Annotated in this window: 21 protein-coding genes; 2 read left to right on the top strand and 19 right to left on the bottom strand. The window is 69.8% G+C overall.

Annotation, left to right across the window (positions count from 1 at the left end; genetic code table 11):
• Window position 1 precedes the first annotated feature (1 nt).
• Entirely contained in the window at window positions 2–829 is an 828-nt protein-coding gene (locus tag HHX35_RS07755) for a TIGR03621 family F420-dependent LLM class oxidoreductase (RefSeq protein ID WP_182898153.1), read from the top strand.
• Between the two features lie 2 nt (window positions 830–831).
• Here the strand turns inward: HHX35_RS07755 and HHX35_RS07750 are convergent, their stop codons facing one another.
• A complete protein-coding gene (locus HHX35_RS07750) occupies window positions 832–1,305 on the bottom strand; it encodes an Rrf2 family transcriptional regulator (protein ID WP_139574098.1) in 474 nt (157 codons plus the stop codon).
• Between the two features lie 77 nt (window positions 1,306–1,382).
• Between HHX35_RS07750 and HHX35_RS07745 the strand changes: the two genes are divergently transcribed.
• The gene (locus HHX35_RS07745; RefSeq protein WP_182898152.1) at window positions 1,383–2,126 is read left to right on the top strand and encodes an SDR family oxidoreductase; all 744 of its coding nucleotides are present in this window, start codon (window positions 1,383–1,385) and stop codon (window positions 2,124–2,126) included.
• 11 nt (window positions 2,127–2,137) lie between these two features.
• Here HHX35_RS07745 and HHX35_RS07740 read toward each other — a convergent pair whose 3' ends face one another.
• The 18 genes from HHX35_RS07740 to HHX35_RS07655 all read right to left on the bottom strand — a co-directional run bounded on the left by HHX35_RS07740 (window position 2,138) and on the right by HHX35_RS07655 (window position 20,892).
• Window positions 2,138–3,133 (bottom strand): hypothetical protein, encoded by a 996-nt coding sequence (locus HHX35_RS07740; protein WP_182898151.1) that lies wholly within the window; start codon window positions 3,131–3,133, stop codon window positions 2,138–2,140.
• 26 nt (window positions 3,134–3,159) lie between these two features.
• Window positions 3,160–4,155 (bottom strand): polyprenyl synthetase family protein, encoded by a 996-nt coding sequence (locus HHX35_RS07735; RefSeq protein WP_182898150.1) that lies wholly within the window; start codon window positions 4,153–4,155, stop codon window positions 3,160–3,162.
• 11 nt (window positions 4,156–4,166) lie between these two features.
• The gene (nuoN, locus tag HHX35_RS07730) at window positions 4,167–5,720 is read right to left on the bottom strand and encodes an NADH-quinone oxidoreductase subunit NuoN (protein ID WP_139574094.1); all 1,554 of its coding nucleotides are present in this window, start codon (window positions 5,718–5,720) and stop codon (window positions 4,167–4,169) included.
• Window positions 5,720–7,225 carry an NADH-quinone oxidoreductase subunit M gene (locus tag HHX35_RS07725; protein ID WP_182898149.1) on the bottom strand — a complete coding sequence of 502 codons (1,506 nt, stop codon included), beginning with the start codon at window positions 7,223–7,225 and terminating at the stop codon, window positions 5,720–5,722. Before HHX35_RS07725 ends, nuoN begins: the two co-directional genes overlap by 1 nt.
• Window positions 7,225–9,066, bottom strand: a complete 1,842-nt coding sequence (nuoL, locus tag HHX35_RS07720; RefSeq protein ID WP_139574155.1) for an NADH-quinone oxidoreductase subunit L — start codon at window positions 9,064–9,066, stop codon at window positions 7,225–7,227. Before nuoL ends, HHX35_RS07725 begins: the two co-directional genes overlap by 1 nt.
• A gap of 66 nt (window positions 9,067–9,132) precedes the next feature.
• The gene (gene nuoK / locus HHX35_RS07715) at window positions 9,133–9,429 is read right to left on the bottom strand and encodes an NADH-quinone oxidoreductase subunit NuoK (RefSeq protein WP_139574092.1); all 297 of its coding nucleotides are present in this window, start codon (window positions 9,427–9,429) and stop codon (window positions 9,133–9,135) included.
• Window positions 9,426–10,340: an NADH-quinone oxidoreductase subunit J gene (locus HHX35_RS07710; RefSeq protein WP_182898148.1), complete on the bottom strand. Its 915-nt coding sequence runs from the start codon at window positions 10,338–10,340 to the stop codon at window positions 9,426–9,428. Before HHX35_RS07710 ends, nuoK begins: the two co-directional genes overlap by 4 nt.
• Window positions 10,333–10,848: an NADH-quinone oxidoreductase subunit NuoI gene (nuoI, locus tag HHX35_RS07705; protein ID WP_139574090.1), complete on the bottom strand. Its 516-nt coding sequence runs from the start codon at window positions 10,846–10,848 to the stop codon at window positions 10,333–10,335. Before nuoI ends, HHX35_RS07710 begins: the two co-directional genes overlap by 8 nt.
• The gene (gene nuoH, locus HHX35_RS07700; protein WP_139574089.1) at window positions 10,835–12,196 is read right to left on the bottom strand and encodes an NADH-quinone oxidoreductase subunit NuoH; all 1,362 of its coding nucleotides are present in this window, start codon (window positions 12,194–12,196) and stop codon (window positions 10,835–10,837) included. The genes nuoI and nuoH overlap by 14 nt, the downstream gene beginning before the upstream one ends.
• Window positions 12,193–14,589 (bottom strand): NADH-quinone oxidoreductase subunit G, encoded by a 2,397-nt coding sequence (locus HHX35_RS07695; protein ID WP_182898147.1) that lies wholly within the window; start codon window positions 14,587–14,589, stop codon window positions 12,193–12,195. Before HHX35_RS07695 ends, nuoH begins: the two co-directional genes overlap by 4 nt.
• Entirely contained in the window at window positions 14,586–15,872 is a 1,287-nt protein-coding gene (nuoF, locus tag HHX35_RS07690) for an NADH-quinone oxidoreductase subunit NuoF (protein WP_182898146.1), read from the bottom strand. The genes HHX35_RS07695 and nuoF overlap by 4 nt, the downstream gene beginning before the upstream one ends.
• Window positions 15,869–16,543, bottom strand: a complete 675-nt coding sequence (nuoE, locus tag HHX35_RS07685; protein ID WP_182898145.1) for an NADH-quinone oxidoreductase subunit NuoE — start codon at window positions 16,541–16,543, stop codon at window positions 15,869–15,871. The genes nuoF and nuoE overlap by 4 nt, the downstream gene beginning before the upstream one ends.
• A complete protein-coding gene (locus HHX35_RS07680; RefSeq protein ID WP_139574085.1) occupies window positions 16,540–17,856 on the bottom strand; it encodes an NADH-quinone oxidoreductase subunit D in 1,317 nt (438 codons plus the stop codon). The genes nuoE and HHX35_RS07680 overlap by 4 nt, the downstream gene beginning before the upstream one ends.
• Before the next feature lie 49 nt (window positions 17,857–17,905).
• The gene (locus HHX35_RS07675) at window positions 17,906–18,571 is read right to left on the bottom strand and encodes an NADH-quinone oxidoreductase subunit C (protein ID WP_182898144.1); all 666 of its coding nucleotides are present in this window, start codon (window positions 18,569–18,571) and stop codon (window positions 17,906–17,908) included.
• Window positions 18,568–19,119, bottom strand: a complete 552-nt coding sequence (locus tag HHX35_RS07670; protein ID WP_079315518.1) for an NADH-quinone oxidoreductase subunit B family protein — start codon at window positions 19,117–19,119, stop codon at window positions 18,568–18,570. The genes HHX35_RS07675 and HHX35_RS07670 overlap by 4 nt, the downstream gene beginning before the upstream one ends.
• A gap of 2 nt (window positions 19,120–19,121) precedes the next feature.
• Window positions 19,122–19,481, bottom strand: coding sequence for an NADH-quinone oxidoreductase subunit A (locus tag HHX35_RS07665; protein WP_079315519.1), 360 nt, complete (start codon window positions 19,479–19,481; stop codon window positions 19,122–19,124).
• A 2-nt stretch (window positions 19,482–19,483) separates the two neighbouring features.
• Window positions 19,484–19,642, bottom strand: coding sequence for a hypothetical protein (locus HHX35_RS07660; RefSeq protein WP_161627966.1), 159 nt, complete (start codon window positions 19,640–19,642; stop codon window positions 19,484–19,486).
• Window positions 19,639–20,892, bottom strand: a complete 1,254-nt coding sequence (locus HHX35_RS07655) for a geranylgeranyl reductase family protein (RefSeq protein WP_310738946.1) — start codon at window positions 20,890–20,892, stop codon at window positions 19,639–19,641. Before HHX35_RS07655 ends, HHX35_RS07660 begins: the two co-directional genes overlap by 4 nt.
• Window positions 20,893–20,992 lie beyond the last annotated feature (100 nt).

Here is a 20,992-nt window from a genome sequence, read left to right as displayed (position 1 = left end):
CATGAGCAAGGAATTCCGTTTCGGGACCGTCGCCGGCCTGGCCCCCGACGCCGCCTCGTGGGCAGCGACGGCCCGCCGGGCCGAGGACCTCGGCTACTCGACCCTGCTCGTCCCCGACACGCTGGGGACGCTGCCGCCGCTGCTCGCGATGACCGCCGCGGCCACCGTCACGACGACGCTGCGCGTGGGCACGTTCGTGCTGGCCGCGCCCTACCGCAATCCCCCGCAGCTCGCGCACGAGCTCGCCGGGCTCGACTTCCTGTCCGGCGGACGGCTGGAGGTCGGCGTGGGGGCCGGACGTGTCGGCGCCGAGGAGGACGCCCGGGCGCTCGGCATGCCGTACGGCACGGCGGGCGAGCGCGTCGCGCTGGTCCGTTCGGTGATCGGCGAGGTGCGGGCGGCCTTCGCCGGAAGCAGGACCGCCGTGCAGCGCCAGGGGCCGCCCATCCTGGTGGCGGGGGCCGGTCCCCGCATGCTGTCGCTGGCCACGGAGGAGGCGGACATCGTCGCGCTCGCCGTGCCGCCCGACACTCCGGAGGAGGGCCTGCGCGGGCCCGCCGGCACGCTGCGGGAGATGGCCGGGGCGAGGTTCGACGACATCGAGCTGAGCATGAACCTGTTCCAGATCGGCGACGAGCTGCCCCCGTGGATGCCCGAGAGGCTCAGGGCCACGTCGGCGGACGCCGCCACCGTGCTGCGCGGCTCGCCCCGCGAGATGGCCGACACGCTGCTGCGCCGCCGCGACGAGCTGGGCCTGTCCTACATCACCGTCAACGGCTTCTTCGCCGACGCCCTCGCCCCCGTCGTCGAACTCCTCGCAGGCCGCTGACGTCAGCGTGTGGTCGACAGGCGTGACCGGGTGCGGGCAGGCGCCCATGCGGGCAGCTCGGCGAGGATGTCGGCGAGCGTGACCCCCGTGAGGCTGCTCCGCCACGCACGGTGCGCCTCGGCCATCTTCTCGGCGATGACGCAGATGCGCCGGCAGTCCTCGGGGGGCAGCGCTCCCCGTCCCTGCTGGCGGATCTCGCGGCACTCGTACGGCGAGGAGGCGCCGTCGACCGCCTCGACGATCTGCAGCATCGTGATGTCGGAGGCCGCCCGCGCGAGCCGGAATCCGCCTCGCGGGCCCGTCATCGCGGCCAGCACACCGGCTCTGACGAGCGCCTGCAACTGCTTGGCCAGGTAAGGCGCCGGAACGTCGTAGAACTCCGCGAGCTGTGCCGCAGACGCGGTGGCTCCCGGCTCGAGCTGCGCCAGCGTGGCGGCGCAGTGCAACACCCACTCGGTGCTCGCAGGCAGCTTCATGCGCTCCAGTCTATTGGAGAGATTGCGGATCTTTTTTGTCCGAGATAGCATCCGAAGCGTCTAGCGAAGGAGAAACCATGCGCATCGCAGTCGCCGGCGCCACCGGGAACATCGGGAAGCTCACCGTCGCCGCCCTCGAACGGGACGGGCACGACGTCGTACGCGTCAGCCGGTCCCTCGGCGTGGACCTCATGACGGGCGAGGGGCTCGACAAGGCCCTGGACGGCGTCGAGGCCGTCGTCGACGCGATCAGCTCGACCGCGACCGACAAGGACGAGGCGGTGGCGTACTTCGGCACGACCACCGGGAACCTGCTGGCCGCCGAGGAGCGGGCGGGCGTCCGCCACCACGTGCTGCTCTCGATCATCGGCATCCACCGGGTGGAGGGCAACGCCCACTACGCCGGCAAGCGGGAGCAGGAGCGCCTGGTGTCCGCCGGTTCGGTGCCGTGGACGATCGTCCCGGTCGCGCAGTTCCACGACTTCGCCGAGACGGTGGCGGGGTGGACCGAGCAGGACGGCGTCGCCACGATCGCACCGCTGCTGATCCAGCCGATCGCGCCCGCGGACGTCGCAGACGTGCTCGCCGAGATCGCGACCGGCGAGCCGCGGGGCCGCTACACCGACGTGGCCGGTCCCGAGCCGCAGGACCTCGTCGACATGGCCCGGCGCACCCTTGCGGCACGCGGCCGGACGGTCAAGCTCGTGCCGACCTGGTCAGGACTCTTCGGCACGGCGATGGCCGGCGACGTGCTGCTGCCCGGCGAAGGCGCCCGCATCGCGCCGACCACCTTCGACGAGTGGCTCGCGGCCCAGCGCTAGAGCCGTGCGTGCTACCCCAGGGCCGCCTCGGCCCTGGCGTACGCGGCCGCGGCGATGCGCGGCAGCAGTACGGCGGGGTCGGTACGCGGCTTCGGCCACCGCCTGGGGATGCGAATCTCCAGCACGTAACGCGGCGTCTGCACCACCTCGACCCACTGCGTCACCGACTTCTCATCGAAGACCCGGAAAGCCCAGGACCGGCTGCCGAGAGGCGGCACGGGGAATGGCTTCACGCTCATCGAGGGGCCCAGGGCGCTGGAGAATTTCCGGCAGGAGGCCAATGCGTCGGGATCGCCGAGGCTGCTCACCATCTGCGCGGGCCCGGTGACGACGGTCTCGGAGAACTCCGCCGACCGTTTCCACGCCTCGTCAGCCGTCGCGCTCAGCAGCGTCGCGGCGATCTGCACGCCGGGTCGATTGAAGTCGCGTAGTGCGACGCGCCACGATCCCACGGTCCACCGCTCGCAGCCGGACACCCTCTCGAAAACCCCGACCGCCTGCCGAGGCGAGATGAACTCCTCCGCTCTGCCCTCGGCGGCGGGCAGGGCGACGACCACGCCCGGTCTGGTGATCGACTCATGGACTCCCTCGTAGTCGACGAGCAAGGCCTGCCGCAGTCGGGGATCGCCGGGGCCGCTCCCGGGGTTGGGCAGCGGAGACGGCTGCCCCTTCTTCAACACCCAGGAGAGGAACGTCCGCGACACCGATGGGGTGGGGGCCGGTCGTTCCTCGGGCGGCGCAGGCGAAGCCGGCTCAGGCGAACCCGTCGCGGGCGCCGCAGGCGAACCCGGCTCGGGCGAAACCGCCGCGGCGATGGCGTCGCACAGGGCTTGCGCCGAGCCCTCTCCTTCGCCCTCCCCACACGTGAGGACCTGGTCCTTGTCCACGATGACGGCGTCGGCGGGCGTCGAATCCGCCGGAGTCGGGGTGGCGGATGTGCCCGCGCCTGGCCTGCCGCAGGCCGTCGCCGCCAGGAGGCACAGGGCCGCCAGCCGGGTGATCTTCACCCGGCCAATGATCCCCTACGAGGCGGTCAGCCCGTGCGCTCGACGACGTAGTCGCACAGGGCGATGAGGGCCGTACGGGCCGGGATGTCGGGCAGGCCGGCGAGGGCCTCCTTGGCCCGGTCGATCCAGCGGATGAGCTCCTCACGGGCCTGCTCCATGGCCCGGTTGGCCCGCAGCAGCGTCAGCGCCTCCTCGACGTCCTCCTCCGCCACGGGCCCCGACAGCAGGGTGCGCAGCCGGGCGTCGGCGGGGTCGTCGGAGGCCAGGGCGTACAGCACGGGGAGCGTGTGGACGCCCTCGCGCAGGTCGGTGCCGGGGGTCTTGCCCGAGTCGGCCGTCGGCGCGGCCACGTCGATGAGGTCGTCGCCCAGCTGCCAGGCCACGCCGATCGCCTCGCAGGCGTCGGTCACGCGCTCGACCACATCGGCGGGAGCACCGGCGAGCATGGCCCCGAAGCGGCCCGAGGTGGCGATGAGGGAGCCGGTCTTGTCGGCCAGCACGCTGATGTAGTGGGCGATCGCGTCGCGGCCCTCGGCGGGCCCGATCGTCTCGCGGATCTGGCCGCGCACCAGGCGGGAGAACGTACGCGCCTGGATCCGGATGAGCTCGCTGCCGAGGTCGGCGAGGATCTCCGACGCCTGAGCGAACAGGTAGTCGCCGGTGAGGATGGCCACGGTGTTGTCCCACCGGGCGTTGGCGGACGGCGAGCCCCGGCGCACCGGGGCCTCGTCCATCACGTCGTCGTGGTAGAGCGTGGCCAGGTGGGTCAGCTCGATGACGACGGCCCCGGGCACGACGCCCGGGGCGTCCGGGTTGCCGAACTGGGCGGCCAGCAGCACGAGCATCGCCCGGAACCGCTTGCCGCCCGCCTCGATGAGGTGCCTGGACGTCTGGGTGACGAAGGCGTCCTCACTCTCGACCGACGAGCGCAGCAGCTTCTCCACCGCCGCGAGCCCGCCTGCGAGGTCGTCGGCCAGCCGCTCGTCGACGAGAGGAATGTCCACAACGGGCGGCGCGGCCATACGGAGATCTCCTATCGGACGAACAGGGACTGTGCAGCCGTGTGCGCGAGGTCCAGCACGGGCTGGGGGTACACCCCGAGAACTACCGTAGCCAATGCCGCGATACCGACCACAGCCGCGGTCCCCCGCGAGGGCAGCACGACGGACGGGCCGTCGGCGGCCGGGTCGCTGAAGAACATCAGCACGATCACACGGACGTAGAAGAACGCGGCGATCGCCGAGGCCACCACACCGATGATGACCAGCGGCGTGGCGCCGTTGGCGACGGCCGCCTGGAAGACCGCGTACTTCCCGAAGAACCCGCTGGTGAGCGGGATGCCGGCGAAGGCCAGCAGGAAGAACGCGAACGTCCCGGCCAGCAGCGGCGAGCGCTTGCCGAGCCCGGCCCAGCGGGACAGGTGCCACGCCTCGCCACCCGCGTCGCGCACCATCGTGACGATGGCGAACGCGCCGACCGTGGTGAAACCATATGCCACCAGGTAGAACAGCAGGCCGGACAGCGCCGAGGTGTTCTGCGCCCGGGTCGTGCCGGTGGCGATGACGCCGATGAGCAGGAAGCCGCCGTGCGCGATGGACGAGTAGGCGAGCATCCGCTTGATGTCGGTCTGCGTGATCGCGAGGATCGCGCCGACAACCATCGTGAGAATCGCCACACCGTAGAGCACCGGGCGCCAGTCCCAGTCGAGACCGCCGAGGCCGACCCAGAACACCCGCAGCAGCGCGCCGAAGGCGGCGACCAGGGTGCCGGAGGCCATCAGCGCGGTGATGGGCGTGGGCGAGCCCTGGTAGACGTCCGGCTTCCACGCCTGGAACGGCGCGGCACCGATCTTGAACAGCAGGCCGACGCCGAGCATGGCCGCGCCGATGTAGAGCAGCGTGTCCTGGCCGCCGACCGACCCCAGCGCCTGATTGATCTTCGCGAGGTCGACCGACCCGGCGTAGCCGTACAGCAGGGCCGTGCCGTACAGGAAGAAGGCCGAGGAGAACGCGCCGAGCAGGAAGTACTTGACCGCGGCCTCCTGCGACAGCAGGCGGCGGCGCCTGGCCAGGCCGCACAGCAGGTACAGCGGCAGCGACATGACCTCGAGGGCGACGAACGCCACGAGCAGGTCGTTGGCCGCGGGGAACAGCAGCATGCCGCCGACCGCGAACAGCAGCAGCGGGTAGACCTCGGTGTGCGCGGCCCGCTCGACGAGCGACTGCTCCTCCTCGGCCGAGCCGGGCACGGCCGCCGCGGAGCCGACGAAGTGCTCCTCGTCCTTGATGAGCAGCACGCTCACGAAGGCGAGGATGAGGATCGTGCCCCAGATGAACAGGGCCGGGCCGTCCACGGCCACCGCGCCCATCGCGGCGGGCTTGGTGGGCACGCCCTTGACCGCCTGCCAGACGGCCAGCGCGAACGCGCCGGCCAGCGACAGCAGCGTGAGCGGCAGGTGGATCGCCGAGCGCAGGTAGCGCGGGGCGAATGCCTCCACCAGCACGCCGACGATCGCCGCGCCGAAGACGACGAGTATCGGCGCCAGCAGGGCGTACTCGATACTCGGCGCCTGAATGGTGCCGTTCACTACTGGCCCTCCTGAGCAACGGGTACGGCCGGCTTCGGGTCCGTGACGGAGACGCTCGACAGCGTGTCCTTCACGGCGGGATTGATCACGTCGAGCAGCGGCTTGGGATAGAGGCCGAACACCAGCAGCAGCGCGACGAGCGGCGCCACCACCCACTTCTCCCTGGCGTTGAGGTCGGGCAGCGACTTGACCGACTCGGCCGTCGGGCCGTTCATCGTCCGCTGGTACATCCACAGGATGTAGATCGCGGCGAGGATGACGCCGACCGTGGCGATCACGGCCGGGACGACGTAGCGCTGGTAGGTGCCGGTCAGCACCATGAACTCGCTGACGAACGTGCTGAGACCGGGCAGTGAGAGGCTGGACAGACCGGCCACCAGGAACGTCCCGGCGAGGATCGGGGCCACCTTCTGCACGCCGCCGTAGTCGGCGATGAAGTGCGAGCCCCTGCGGTAGATGAGGAAGCCCGCGATCAGGAACAGCGCGCCGGTCGAGAAGCCGTGGTTGACCATGTAGAGCGTGGCGCCCGAGCCCGCGCTGGTGGTCATCGCGAACACGCCCATCGCGATGAAGCCGAAGTGCGACACCGAGGTGTACGCGATGAGCCGCTTCATGTCGGTCTGCCCGATGGCCACGATCGCGCCGTACACGATGCCGATCACCGACAGCGTGATGACCAGCGGCGTGAAGAACTTCGCGGCGTCCGGGAAGAGCTCAAGGCAGAAGCGCAGCATGCCGTACGTGCCGACCTTGTCCAGCACGCCGACGAGCAGGACGGCCGCGCCGGCCGGGGCCTGTGCGGCGGCGTCCGGCAGCCAGGTGTGGAACGGCCACAGCGGCGCCTTGATCGCGAAGGCGATGAAGAAGCCGAGGAACAGCCACTTCTGCGTCGTCACGTCCTGGATGGTCCCGACCAGGTCGGAGAACATGAACGTGCCCTTGCCGGCGATCGTGTAGAGCGCGATCACCGCCACCAGCATCAGAAGCCCGCCGAACAGCGAGTACAGCAGGAATTTCACGGCCGCGTACGACCGCTGCGCCCCGCCGTACGACCCGATCATGAAGTACATCGGGATCAGCATGGCTTCGAAGAAGACGTAGAAGAGGAAGACGTCGGTCGCCGCGAAGACGCCGATCATCATGGCCTCGAGCACCAGCAGCAGCGAGAAGTACGTCCGGACCGAGCGCTTGCCGGCCTCGGCGTCGTGCCAGGAGGCGAGCACCACGATCGGCACGAGGATCACCGACAGCAGGATCAGCACCAGGGCGATGCCGTCCACGGCGACGCCGTAGTGGACGCCGAACGCGGGGATCCAGTCGTACGTCTCGGCGAACTGGAACTTGTCGCCGTTCGGGCTGAACTGGACCGCCATGGCGACGGTCAGCGCCAGCACGATCAGCGACACCACGAGGGTGAACTGCTTGGCGAGCTTGTCGTTGCGGACAAGGGTCACGCCCAGCGCGCCGAGTACGGACACGCCCATCAGGGTTGAAAGCCAGGGCATCACAGGTTCCCTACGACGAGCCAGGCACCGGCCAGGATGGCGGCGCCCAGGAATATCGACAGCGCGTACGAGCGGACGAACCCGGTCTGGACCCTGCGCAGGCGCCCGGACGTGCCGCCGATGCCCGCGGCCAGGCCGTTCACCAGGCCGTCGACGCCGCGGTTGTCGAAGAACACGGCCAGGCGGGTCAGCCACTGGCCGGGGCGCATGAACAGCGCCTCATTCAGGGCGTCGCCGTACAGGTCACGACGGGCGAAGGCGGTGAGGAACGAGCCGCGCGGGGCGACGGCGGGCACCTCGGCCCTGCCGTACTTGACCCAGGCGAAGGCCGCGCCGACCGCGACGAGCGCGAGCGTGACCAGACCGGTGAGGCTGAACGGGTGGAACGACGGCATCTCCTCCGGCGCGCCGACGGCCGGCGAGAGGAAGGTCATGAACCGGTTGCCCAGCACCAGGAACGCGCCCAGCCCGATCGCGCCGACCGACAGGATGATCAGCGGCCAGGTCATGACGGCGGGCGACTCATGCGGGTGGGCCGTGGGCTCCCAGCGCTTGGTGCCGAAGAACGTCATGAACACCAGGCGCGACATGTAGAAGCCGGTGATGCCCGCGCCGAGCACGGCCAGCCAGCCGAGGACGGCGTTGTGCTCCATCGCGGTCTCGATGATGCCGTCCTTGGTGAAGTAGCCGGACAGCAGCGGGAACCCGATGATCGCCAGGTAGCCGATGAGGAACGTCACGAACGTGAGCGGCATGACCTTGCGCAATGCGCCGTACTTGCGCATGTCGACCTCGTCGTTCATGGCGTGCATGACCGAGCCCGCGCCGAGGAACATGTCGGCCTTGAAGAAGCCGTGCGTGATCAGGTGGGCGATCGCGAATGCGTAGCCCGCCGGGCCGATGCCCGCGGCGAGCACCATGTAGCCGATCTGCGACATCGTCGAACCGGCCAGCGCCTTCTTGATGTCGTCCTTGGCGGTACCGATGATCGCACCGGCGAGCAGCGTCGCGACGCCGACGATCGTCACCACGAGCTGCGCGGTCTCGGCGCCCTGGAAGATCGGGCCGGACCGGACGATCAGGTAGACGCCGGCGGTGACCATGGTCGCGGCGTGGATGAGGGCCGAGACCGGGGTCGGGCCCTCCATCGCGTCGAGGAGCCAGGACTGCAGCGGGAGCTGCGCCGACTTACCGCAGGCGCCGACCAGCAGCAGCAGGCCGATCGCGGTGAGCGTGCCCGAGGACGCCTTCGAGGCGTTCGCGAGGACGTCGTTGAAGGCCAGCGTGTGGAACGTCGCGAAGATCGTGAAGATGCCGATCAGCAGGCCGAAGTCGCCGACGCGGTTGACGATGAACGCCTTCTTGGCCGCGGTCGCCGCCGAGGGCTTGTGCTGCCAGAACCCGATCAGCAGGTACGACGCGAGGCCGACGCCCTCCCAGCCGACGAACAGGGCCACGTAGTTGTCGGCCAGCACCAGCAGAAGCATCGCCGCGACGAACAGGTTGAGGTAGGCGAAGAACCGCCGCCTGTTCGGGTCGTGCGCCATGTAGCCGATCGAGTAGATGTGGATCAGCGAGCCCACGAACGTGATCAGCAGGCAGAACGAGATCGACAGCGGGTCGACCAGCAGGCCCACCTTCGCGAGGCCCGGGATGAAGTCGTACAGCTCGATCCCGCGGCGGCGCTCGCCGGGGGCGAAGCCCAGCAGCTGCGCGAACGACAGCGCCGCCACCACGAAGGACGCGACGGCCATGAGCACGCCCAGCAGGTGGCCGAACTTGTCGGTCCTCCGGCCGCCAAGCAGGAGGACCGCCGCTCCCACCAGGGGCAGAGCGATCATGAGCCAGGCTGCTCCGATCGCTCCGCCGGAGTGCTGGATGATCTCAGCGGGTTCCACGGCCACCTCTTAGTACTTCAGCAGGCTGGCGTCGTCCACCGACGCGGACCTGCGGGTTCGGAAGATCGTCACGATGATGGCCAGGCCGATGACCACCTCGGCGGCGGCCACGATCATCACGAAGAACGCGATGAGCTGGCCGTCGAGGTTGCCGTTCTGCCGGGCGAAGGTGACGAACGCCAGGTTGCAGGCGTTGAGCATGAGCTCGACGCACATGAACACCACGATGGCGTTGCGCCGTACGAGCACACCGACGCCGCCGATGGCGAACAGCAGCGCGGAGAGCACCAGGTAGTGCGTGGTCACTTGCCGTCCTCCTCGCTCAGGGACTCCCTCACGGACTCACCGCTCGGGCGGACGACCGGGACCGCCACGACATCGTCCTCATCCATCGGCTCGGTGTCGGGGCCGCCGTCCCTGGCCTCCTCGGCCACGGTGGGCGTGCTGTGCCCGTTCGCGCGCAGCGCGGCCTCCTCCTGCTCCAGCACCTGGGCGACCTCAGGAGACAGGATGCCCTGGGACTCCTCGTACCGGGCGATGTACCGGTTGACCGACAGCGGCGAGACGGAGCCGTCGGGCAGCAGCGCCGGCATGTCGATGGCGTTGTGCCGGGCGTAGGTGCCGGGGCCGGGCAGCGGCGCCGGGTTCTTGCCCGTCCTGCCGAAGGTGACGAAGCGCTGCCGGGACAGGTCCTTCTGGGTCGGCTTGGCCTCGGTGCGCTCCCGGTGCGCGAGCACCATCGCGCCGAGCGCCGCGGTGATCAGCAGCGCCGAGGTGACCTCGAAGGCGAACACGTGGCGCGTGAAGATCAGCTGGGCCAGGGAGGGCACGTTGCCCGCCTGCGTGGCGGCGGCCAGGCCCTTGGGCGAGCCGACGACCGCGTTGCCGATGCCGAGGCCGAGCAGGACGGCGAAGCCGACCCCGCCCACGATCGCCCAGAACCGCTGTCCCCTGATCGTCTCCACGAGGGAGTCGGACGAGTCCACGCCCACGAGCATGAGCACGAACAGGAACAGCATCATGACCGCGCCGGTGTAGACGATGATCTGCACCGCCGCCAGGAACGGAGCGTCCTGGACCGCGTACAGCACCGCCAGCGAGAGCATGACCACGCCGAGCATGAGGGCCGAGTAGACGGCCCTGCGGCTGAAGACGAGTCCGAGCGCGGCGATCACCGAGACGATCGCGAGCACCCAGAACGTGATGGACTCACCCATTGCTTCGACCCAACCGGTAGTAGTCCTCTTCGGTCTCGCCGAGGCGCATCGGGTGGGGCGGCTGCTCCATGCCCGGTCCGAGCGGCGCGAGGAGCATCTCCTTGGTGTAGATCAACGACTCGCGGCTGGAGTCGGCGAGCTCGTACTCGTTGGTCATCGTGAGCGCCCGGGTGGGACACGCCTCGATGCACAACCCGCAGAGGATGCAGCGCAGGTAGTTGATCTGGTAGACGCGGCCGTACCGCTCACCCGGCGAGAAACGCTCCTCGTCGGTGTTGTCGCCGCCCTCGACGTAGATGGCGTCCGCCGGGCAGGCCCAGGCGCACAGCTCGCAGCCGACGCACTTCTCCAGCCCGTCGGGCCACCGGTTCAGCTGGTGCCTCCCGTGGAAGCGCGGCGCGGTGGGCCGCTTCTCCTCCGGATAGTTGACGGTCACCGGCTTTTTGAACATGTGGTGGAAGGTGACGCCGAATCCCTTGATCGGGTTCAGCCAATCAGTTGCTCCCACTGGTCACCTCCTTGGCGGCGTCGGAATTGAGACGCGCGGCGGGCACGACTCCGTGGTAGTGCGGGGCGTCGAGCGGCGGCACCGGGAACCCGCCCGCGGCGGGCTCCTCGCGCAGCTGCTCGAACTCCTCCTCGATCGCGGCCGCCTTGGCCTCCCTGCGACGCTGGTTGACCGTGTCGAACCGCAGCCAGATCGCGAAGGCGCCGATGATGACGACCGCGCCGATGGTCAGGATGATCGCCCGGTCGGCCTCGGGCATGCGCAGCGCCTTGAACGTGGCGGCCAGCAGGATCCAGGCCAGGTTGACCGGGATCAGTACCTTCCAGCCGAAGGCCATCAGCTGGTCGTACCGGACACGCGGCAGCGAGGCGCGGACCCAGACGAAGAAGCCGAACGCGATGACCAGCTTGATGAAGAACCACAGCATCGGCCACCAGCCGGAGTTCGCGCCGTCCCACAGGGAGATCGGCCACGGGGCCCGCCAGCCGCCGAAGAACAGCGTGATCGCCATCGCCGAGACCGTGAAGACGTTCACGTACTCGGCGAGCATGAACATCGCGAACTTCAGCGAGGAGGAGTACTCGGTGTGGAAGCCGCCGACCAGCTCGCCCTCACCCTCGGGGAGGTCGAAGGGCACGCGGTTCGTCTCGCCCAGCATCGTGATCGCGTAGATCAGGAAGGACGGGATCAGCGAGACCACGTACCAGGACGGCGCCGGGATGGACAGCCCGAGGATGTCCCAGGTGCCGCCGCTGGCCTGCTTCGCCACGATCTCCGAGGTGGACAGCGTGCCCGCCTGGAGGAACACCGCGACGAACGACAGGCCCATCGCGATCTCGTACGACACGACCTGGGCGGCCGAGCGCAGGCCGCCCAGCACGGCGTACGGCGAGCGGGAGCCCCACCCGGCGAGCACGACGCCGTAGACGCCGATCGAGGCGGTGGCCAGGACCAGCAGGACCGCGACCGGCAGGTCGGTGAGCTGCAGCGGCGTCTTGTGGCCGAACATCCACACCATCGGCCCGAACGGCACGACGGAGAAGGCCAGGAAGGCCGGGACGGCGATGATGACCGGGGCCAGGAAGTAGATCACCTTGTCCACGGTGCGGGGCATGATGTCTTCCTTGAGGCCCATCTTCAGGCCGTCGGCCACCGACTGCAGCAGGCCGAACTTGCCCGCCCGGTTGGGGCCGTAGCGGTGCTGCATGCGCGAGATGAGCTTGCGCTCGGTCCACACGCCCATCAGCACGCCCAGCATCAGGAACACGAAGATCGCGACGGCCTTGATGATGCTGATCCACAGGGGATCGTGGCCGAAGTCGCTCAGCGTGGGTCCGGGGTTGTTCACGAGACGCTCCCGATCGTTACGACGTCTCCGGCGACCGCGCGCAGGTCGCGCGTGACCGACAGGCCGGCGGAGTTGGACGGCACCCACACGACCCGGTCGGGCAGGTCCGCGACGCGCACCGGCACGACCACGTCGTCGCCGATGGTGATCTTGCCGCCGTCGACCGCGCCGATCTCCGCGGCGGTGGCCTCCGACAGCAGCGCCGCCGCCGTGCGGGCGGTCCCCGCCAGGTAGGGCTCGCCGTCCTGCAGCCGGCCGTCGTCGAGCAGCAGGTGCCAGGTCGCCAGCACGGCCTCGCCCGCCTGCGGCTCCCTCACCGCGCGGCCGGTGACCGCGGGCGCGGCCGGGCGGGTGCCCTTCCAGGCGCCGAGCGCGGCCATCTCCCGCCGGGCGGCGGCGGGCTCGGGCAGGCCGAGGTGGACGTCCATCTGGTCGGCGATCGAGGCGATGGCGCGCAGGTCGCTCATCAGGCCGGGGACGGCCGTGGCCACGCCGAACGAGCGGCCCCTGCCCTCCCAGTCGACGAACGTCCCGGACTTCTCGGCCACCGCGGCGACCGGCAGGACCACGTCGGCCCGGTCGGTGACCGCGCTGGCGCGGATCTCCAGGCTGACGATGAACGGCGTGTTCTCCAGCGCCGCCAGGGCCCTTGCGGGGTCGGACAGGTCGTAGGGGTCCACACCCGCCACGACCAGCGCGTCGACCTCGTCGTTCAGCGCGGCCTCGATGATGCCGGCCGTGTCGCGGCCGGGCGCCTCGGGCAGCGAGGCGACGCCCCACACCCTGGCGACCTCCGCGCGGGCGGTCTCGTCGTCGGCCGGGCGGCCGATCGGCAGCAGGCCCGGCAGGGCCCCCGCCTCCAGCGCGCCGCGCTCACCGGCCCGGCGCGGCACCCAGGCGAGCCTGGCGCCCGTGGCCTGCGTGAGCCGTACGAGCGCGGACAGGGCGCCGGGGGCGGTGGCGAGCCGCTCGCCGGCGAGGATGATCGCGCCCTCGGGCAGCAGGTCGCCGCCGACGAGGTCGCCGAGCGCCTCGGCCTCGGCGCCGGGCAGCGTGCGGATCAGCGTGCCCTGCATCTTGGCCAGGCCCGGCGTGGCGAACGGCGCGAGCGAGTAGACCTTCAGGCCCCGCTTGCGCGCCGCCTTGCGCAGGCGCAGGAAGACGATCGGTGACTCCTCCTCGGGCTCGAACCCGGCCAGGAGCACGGCCGGGGCCGTCTCCAGGTCGGCGTAGGAGACCTCGATGCCCTTGCCGGCCACGGCGTGGACGAGGAACCGCGTCTCCTCCTCGGAGTGCGGGCGGGCCCGGAAGTCGATGTCGTTGGTGCCGAGGGCGATCCTGGCGAACTTGCTGTAGGCGTAGGCGTCCTCGACCGTGAGCCGCCCGCCGACCAGCACGCCGGCCTTGCCCCTGGCCTGCAGCAGGCCCTCGGCGGCGACGGCCAGCGCGTCCGGCCAGGAGGTCGGGACGAGCTTGCCGCTCTCGTCACGGACCAGCGGCGACCGCAGGCGGTCGGGCGCGGTGGCGTAGGTGAAGGCCCAGCGGCCCTTGTCGCAGTTCCACTCCTCGTTGACCTGCGGGTCGTCCCCGGCCAGGCGGCGGGTGACCTTGCCGCGGCGGTGGTCGGTGCGCAGCGAGCAGCCCGACGCGCAGTGCTCGCACGCGCTCGGCGTGGAGACCAGGTCGAACGGGCGGGAGCGGAACCGGTAGGCCGCGCCGGTCAGCGCGCCAACCGGGCAGATCTGGATGGTGTTGCCCGAGAAGTAGGACTCGAACGGCTCGCCGTCGGCGACGCCCACCTGCTCCTTGGCCCCGCGATCGAAGAAGTCGATGAGCGGGTCACCCGCGATCTGCTCGGAGAAGCGGATGCAGCGCGCGCACTGGATGCAGCGCTCGCGGTCGAGCAGCACCTCGCTCGACAGCGGGACGGGCTTTTCGAACGTGCGCTTCTGCTCGACGAAGCGGCTCTCGCCCTGGCCGTTCGACATGGCCTGGTTCTGCAGGGGGCACTCGCCGCCCTTGTCGCAGACCGGGCAGTCGAGCGGGTGGTTCAGCAGCAGCATCTCCATCACGCCGCGCTGGGCCTTCTCGGCCACCGGCGAGGTGAGCTGCGTCTTGACCACCATGCCCTCGGCGACCTCGATCGCGCAGGACGGCTGCGGCTTGGGGAAGCCGCGGCCGTTGCCCGCGTCGGGGATGTCGACCAGGCACTGGCGGCAGTTGGCCGCCGGCGAGAGCAGCGGGTGGTCGCAGAACCGGGGGATCTGGATCCCCAGCAGTTCCGCGGCCCGGATGATCAGCGTCCCCTTGGGGACGCTGATCTGGAAGCCGTCGATGGTCAGGGTGACCATGTCCACGACCGGCTGCTCCGGCTGCGTCGTCTGAACTGTCACTTGGACCCCCACACCGTGGAAGCGGCGGGATCGAACGGGCAGCCGCCGATCTCGAAGTGCTTGAGGTATTCGTCGCGGAAGAGCTTCACCGACGAGTGGATCGGGCTCGTCGCGCCGTCACCGAGGGCGCAGAACGCGCGCCCGAGGATGTTGTCGGCGATGTCGGTGATCGTGGCCAGGTCCTCCTCGGCTCCCTGGCCCTTCTCCAGCCGCTTGAGCACCTGCTTGAGCCAGTAGGTGCCCTCACGGCAGGGCGTGCACTTGCCGCAGGACTCGTGCGCGTAGAACTCGGTCCAGCGCAGGACGGCCCGCACCACGCAGGTCGTCTCGTCGAAGATCTGCAGGGCGCGGGTGCCCAGCATCGAGCCCTTGGCCCCGACCGACTCGAAGTCGAGCGGCACGTCGAGGTGCTCGGCCGTGAAGATCGGCGTCGAGGAGCCTCCCGGCGTCCAGAACTTCAGCTCGTGGCCCTCCCGGATGCCGCCCGCCATGTCGAGCAGCTCGCGCAGCGTGATGCCCAGCGGGGCCTCGTACTGGCCCGGCCGGGTCACGTGGCCCGACAGGGAGAAGATGCCGAAGCCCTTGGACTTCTCGGTGCCCATCCCGGCGAACCAGTCGGCGCCGTTGGCGATGATGCTCGGCACGCTCGCGATCGACTCGACGTTGTTGACCACCGTCGGGGAGGCGTACAGACCGGCGACCGCCGGGAACGGCGGCTTGAGCCGGGGCTGGCCGCGGTAGCCCTCCAGCGAGTCGAGCAGCGCGGTCTCCTCCCCGCAGATGTACGCCCCGGCGCCGCTGTGCACGACGAGTTCCAGGTCGTAACCCGAGCCGAAGATGTCCGTCCCGAGGTAGCCCTTCTCGTACGCCTCCCGGACCGCGGCCTGCACCCGGCGGATGACGTGGAGCACCTCACCGCGGATGTAGATGAAAGCGTGGTTGGCCCGGATGGCGTAGGACGCGATGATCACGCCCTCGACCAGCGAGTGCGGGTTGGCCATCATGAGCGGGATGTCCTTGCAGGTCCCCGGCTCCGACTCGTCGGCGTTGACCACGAGATAGTGGGCCTTGCCGTCGCCCTGCGGGATGAAGCCCCACTTCATGCCGGTCGGGAAGCCCGCACCGCCACGGCCGCGCAGGCCGGAGTCCTTCACCGCCTGGATGACGGCGTCGGGGTCCATGCCCAGCGCCTTCTTCGCGGCCGCGTACTCGCCGTACCCGTCCAGGGTGAACGAGTCTGCCTGGTCCCAGTTCCTGGTGAGAACAGGCGTAAGGGTAGTCACTTCTGCTCGCTCCCCTCGGCCTTGGGGGCCTCCCAGCCGTTGGCCTTGGCGACCTTCAGGCCCTCCAGCGACGGGCCGGCGGCCGACGGGCCGTCACCGGCCTGGCCGTCGGGCAGCCCGGCGAGGACCCGGGACGCCTCCTTGAACGTGCACAGCCGGCGCGGGCCGCGGGTGGGCGACACCTCCGAGCCGGCGCGCAGGTCGTCGACGAGCTGCTTGGCCGACTCCGGGGTCTGGTTGTCGAAGAACTCCCAGTTGACCATCATGACCGGCGCGAAGTCGCAGGCGGCGTTGCACTCCAGCCGCTCAAGCGTGATCTTGCCGTCCGCGGTGGTCTCGTCGTGGCCGACGCCCACGTGCTCGCTGAGCTCTTCCCAGATCTGGTCGCCGCCCATGACCGCGCACAGCGTGTTGATGCAGACGCCGACGTTGTACTCGCCGGCCGGCTTGCGCTTGTACATGGTGTAGAAGGTCGCCACGCCGACGACCTCGGCCTTGGACAGGCCCAGCATCTCGGCGCAGAACTCCTGGCCGTCGTCGGAGACGTAGCCGTCCTCCGACTGCACCAGGTGCAGCAGCGGCAGCAGCGCCGAACGCGGCCGGGGGTAGCGGCCGATGATCTCCTTGGCGTCCGTCTCCAGACGCTCGCGGACCTCGGGCGCGTAACTCATCGGTCCACACCTCCCATGACCGGGTCGATCGAGGCGACCGCGGAGATGACGTCGGCGACCATGCCGCCCTCGCATGTCGCGGGCACCGCCTGCAGGTTCGTGAACGACGGGTCGCGGAAGTGGACCCGGTAGGGCCGGGTGCCGCCGTCGCTGACCACGTGCGCGCCGAGCTCGCCGCGCGGCGACTCGACCGAGGCGTACGCCTGGCCGGCCGGCACCCGGAAGCCCTCGGTCACCAGCTTGAAGTGGTGGATCAGGGCCTCCATGGAGCTGCCCATGATGTGGGCGATGTGGTCGGGCGAGTTGCCGAGACCGTCGGGGCCGAGCGCGAGCTGCGACGGCCAGCCGATCTTCTTGTCCTCGATCATCACCGGGCCGCCCTTGAGCGGGCCGGACAGCCGGTCGAGCGCCTGCTCGATGATCTTGAGGGACTCCTCCATCTCGGCCATGCGGACGAGGTAGCGGCCGTACACGTCGCAGGTGTTCTGCGTCGGCACCTCGAACTCGTACGTCTCGTAGCCGCAGTAGGGCTGCGACTTGCGCAGGTCCCACGGCAGGCCGGCGGCGCGGAGCATGGGCCCGGTGACGCCCAGCGCCATGCAACCGGTCAGGTCGAGGTAGGCCACGTCCTTGGTGCGCCGCGTGTAGACCGGGTTCGCGTCGAGGAGCTTGCGCATCTCCTTGATCCGCCCCGGCATGACCTTGAGGAACTCACCGATCTTGTCGACCGCGCCGGCCGGCAGGTCGACGCTGACGCCGCCCGGCCGGACGTACGCCATGTTCATCCGCAGGCCGGTGATGTACTCCATCAGGTCGAGCACCATCTCGCGCTCGCGGAAGCCGAACAGCATCGGCGTGGTCGCGCCCAGCTCCAGGCCGAACGTCGCGATCGCGACCAGGTGCGAGGAGATCCGGGTGAGCTCCATCGTCAGGACCCGGATGGCCTGCGCCCGGTCCGGGATCCTGTCGGTGATCCCGAGAAGCTTCTCGACGCCCATGCAGTAGGCGGTCTCGTTGAAGATCGGCGCGAGGTAGTCCATGCGGGTGACGAACGTGACCCCCTGGGTCCACGTCCGGAACTCCATGTTCTTCTCGATGCCGGTGTGCAGGTAGCCGATCACCGTGCGGGCCTCGGTCACGGTCTCGCCGTCGAGGGTCAGCACGAGCCGGAGCACGCCGTGGGTCGACGGGTGCTGCGGGCCCATGTTGACGACCAGGCGCTCGTCGGCCGACTCGCTGACGGTCTTGACCAGCTCGTCCCAGTCCTGACCGGCGACGTCGTAGATCCGGCCCTCGGTCTCGGTGGTGCTCACGACGCTCTCCTCGCTGCCCTCGTCCACTCGTGCAGGTCGCCGCGGATGCTCACGAGTACGACCTCCTCCGGTCCGGCGCGGGGACCTCGGCGCCGCGGTACTCGACCGGGATTCCGCCGAGCGGGTAGTCCTTGCGCTGCGGGTGCCCCTCCCAGTCGTCCGGCATCTCGATCCGGGTCAGCGCCGGGTGGCCGTCGAAGACGATTCCGAAGAAGTCGTACGTCTCGCGCTCATGCCAGTCGTGCGTGGGGTAGACCTGAACCGTGGAGGGGATGTGCGGGTCGGCGTCGGGGGCGGAGACCTCCACCCGGATGCGCCGGTTGTGCGTGATGGAGCACAGGTGGTAGACGGCGTGCAGCTCCGCGCCGGTCTCCTCGGGGTAGTGGACTCCCGAGACCCCGAGCGACAGCTCGAACCGCAGCGCGGCGTCGTCGCGCAGGTGCCGCATCACCTCGGCCAGCCGCTCGCGCCGCACGTGGAAGGTGATCTCGCCGCGGTCGACGACCACGCGCTCGATGGCGTCGGCGAACGCCGGCTCCAGCGCGTCGGCCACCTCGTCGAAGTACGACCCGTACGGCCGGCTGCTGGACAGCTTCGGCGGGCGGCGGACGACCAGGCGGTTGTAGCCGGAGGTGTCGCCGCTGTCCTTGACGCCGAACATGCCCTTGCGGGCGACGGGCTCCTCGGGCAGCCCGGGCAGGTTCTCGGTGGTCACTTCCCGGCCCCCTGGTCGATCAGCGGCAGCGTGCGCAGCGCCTGGAGCTCCAGCTCTTCGATCTGCTTCTCGCGGTGCGCGCCGAACTTCATGTTCTGAATCTTGTCGTGCAGCTTCACGATGGCGTCGATCAGCATCTCCGGGCGCGGCGGGCAGCCGGGCAGGTAGATGTCGACCGGCACCACGTGGTCCACGCCCTGCACGATGGCGTAGTTGTTGAACATGCCGCCGCTGGAGGCGCACACGCCCATCGCGATGACCCACTTGGGCTCGGCCATCTGGTCGTAGATCTGGCGGAGGACGGGCGCCATCTTCTGCGACAGCCGGCCGGCCACGATCATCAGGTCGGCCTGCCGCGGGGACGCGGAGGCGCGCTCCATGCCGAAGCGGGCCAGGTCGTGCTTCGGGCCGCCGGTGGCCATCAGCTCGATGGCGCAGCAGGCGAGACCGAAGGTCGCAGGCCAGACGGAGTTCTTCCGGGCCCAGCCGGCCACCTGCTCGACGGTGGTGAGGACGAACCCGCTCGGGAGTTTCTCTTCAAGACCCATGGCTAATCCCAATCGAGGCCGCGACGCCGCCAGACATAGGCGTACGCCACGAGAACGGTGACGATGAACAGCACCATCTCGACGAGCCCGAACACGCCGAGTTTGTCGAAGGCCACCGCCCACGGATAGAGGAAGATGATCTCAATGTCGAACACGATGAACAGCATCGCGGTGATCATGTACTTCAGCGGGAAGCGGCCGCCGCCGACCGGCTGCGGAGTGGGCTCGATGCCGCACTCGTAGGCGTCCAGTTTCGCGCGGTTCCAGCGCTTCGGCCCGGTGAAGGGCGCGATGCTCACGGAGAACACGGCGAATCCCGCCGCGAGGACCGCGAGCACCACGATCGGCACATACAGCTCCATGGCTACATGTCCTCGCTTACTCGGTGAATTTGGGCGATCACGAGAATGCCGGAGAGCGCGGCCGGCCGGGCGGCCGTCTTCGGGGCCGGCGGCGAAGTGCGCGTCGTCTCGGTCATGCGGGCTTCGGTCATGCGGGTTCGCGTCATGCTGGCTTCGGTCATGATGGCGGAGCCACCTTCGACAGGGCGTTGATTATGCGGTCGGGGACGTCGCCCCGCCGGTCTGTGAGATTAGCGAGCAGCTTGAAGGCGAATCTCATCAGGGTGGGATGGGGCATCCCGTGCCGGGTGGCGAAGCTCATCACTCCCGGCCTCCCGATCGCCTCGACGAACAGGCGGCCGAGGGTGAAGTATCCCCCATAGGCGTCTTTGAGGATACGCGGGTAGGCGAGTAACACGCGCTCACGCTGGGCGGGCGTCGGCCGAGACAGCGCCTGGACGATCACTTCGGCCGCGGTCCTGCCGGTCTCCATGGCGTACGCGATGCCCTCGCCGTTGAACGGGTTGATCGACCCGCCCGCGTCGCCCACGAGAACCAGCCCGCGGGTGTAGTGCGGCTGCCGGTTGAAGCCCATCGGCAGCGCGGCGCCCCTGATCGGGCCCGTCATGTTCTCTTCGGTGAAGCCCCACTCCGACGGCGTGTTCTTCATCCAGCGCCGCAGCAGGTCGCGGTAGTCGATGTTCTTGAACGCCTCGCTGGTGTTCAGCAGGCCGAGGCCGACGTTGGAGGTGCCGTCGCCGACGGGGAAGATCCAGCCGTAGCCGGGGAGCAGGCGGTCGCCGTCCCACAGCTCGAGCCACGTCTCCAGGTAGTCGTCGTCGTGCCGGGGGCTCTTGTAGTAGGTGCGCACCGCCACGCCCATCGGGCGGTCCTCGCGCTTGTGCAGGCCCATCGCGAGCGACAGCCGGGTCGAGTTGCCGTCGGCCGCCACCACGAGCCGCGAGCGGTAGGACACCTCCTCGCCGTCCGCCTTGGCCGTCACGCCCACGACGTGGCCGCTGCGCTCGTCGAGCACCGGGCCTGTAACGTTCACGCCCTCGCGCAGCCGGACGCCCGCGCGCTCGGCGTGCCTGGCGAGGATCTGGTCGAAGTCGGCGCGAGTGCGCACGAGGCCGAAGTCGGGGTAGCTCGACAGCTCGGGCCAGTCGAGTTCGAGGCGCACGCCGCCGCCGTAGACGCGCAGGCCCTTGTTCCTGACCCAGCCGGGCGCGTCGATGTCGACGCCCATGGCGACGAGTTCCTTCACCGCACGCGGGGTCAGCCCGTCTCCGCAGACCTTCTCGCGTGGGAAGCGCGTCTTCTCCAGCAGCAGCACGTCGAGACCGGCGCGGGCGAGGTGGAAGGCCGTCGTCGCACCCGCGGGACCCGCACCGACGACGATGACGTCGGCGTCGACCTCTCTCCGCGTCACGCGGCCTTGCTCGCTCACGGGGGACCTATCCGTTCCAGGGAAGGAAGGCCTCGAATTGGTTTAGACCTTCGTGCCTTTGTGAACAACTTCACAAACTGTC

Origin of the sequence: Microbispora sp. H10830 (genome assembly GCF_014161375.1) — a bacterium.
GTDB classification, from domain to species: Bacteria; Actinomycetota; Actinomycetes; order Streptosporangiales; family Streptosporangiaceae; genus Microbispora; species Microbispora catharanthi.
This window is presented reverse-complemented; position numbering and strand designations above follow the sequence as displayed.

Coding starts and splice junctions, on each gene's coding strand:
- HHX35_RS07745 (WP_182898152.1), top strand. CDS start 1,383: ATGCGCATCGCAGTCGCCGGCGCCACCGGGAACATCGGGAAGCTCACC.
- HHX35_RS07670 (WP_079315518.1), bottom strand. CDS start 19,119: ATGGGTCTTGAAGAGAAACTCCCGAGCGGGTTCGTCCTCACCACCGTC.
- HHX35_RS07750 (WP_139574098.1), bottom strand. CDS start 1,305: ATGAAGCTGCCTGCGAGCACCGAGTGGGTGTTGCACTGCGCCGCCACG.
- HHX35_RS07725 (WP_182898149.1), bottom strand. CDS start 7,225: ATGCCCTGGCTTTCAACCCTGATGGGCGTGTCCGTACTCGGCGCGCTG.
- HHX35_RS07660 (WP_161627966.1), bottom strand. CDS start 19,642: ATGACCGAAGCCAGCATGACGCGAACCCGCATGACCGAAGCCCGCATG.
- nuoL (WP_139574155.1), bottom strand. CDS start 9,066: ATGATCGCTCTGCCCCTGGTGGGAGCGGCGGTCCTCCTGCTTGGCGGC.
- HHX35_RS07665 (WP_079315519.1), bottom strand. CDS start 19,481: ATGGAGCTGTATGTGCCGATCGTGGTGCTCGCGGTCCTCGCGGCGGGA.
- nuoE (WP_182898145.1), bottom strand. CDS start 16,543: ATGAGTTACGCGCCCGAGGTCCGCGAGCGTCTGGAGACGGACGCCAAG.
- HHX35_RS07710 (WP_182898148.1), bottom strand. CDS start 10,340: ATGGGTGAGTCCATCACGTTCTGGGTGCTCGCGATCGTCTCGGTGATC.
- HHX35_RS07735 (WP_182898150.1), bottom strand. CDS start 4,155: ATGGCCGCGCCGCCCGTTGTGGACATTCCTCTCGTCGACGAGCGGCTG.
- HHX35_RS07755 (WP_182898153.1), top strand. CDS start 2: ATGAGCAAGGAATTCCGTTTCGGGACCGTCGCCGGCCTGGCCCCCGAC.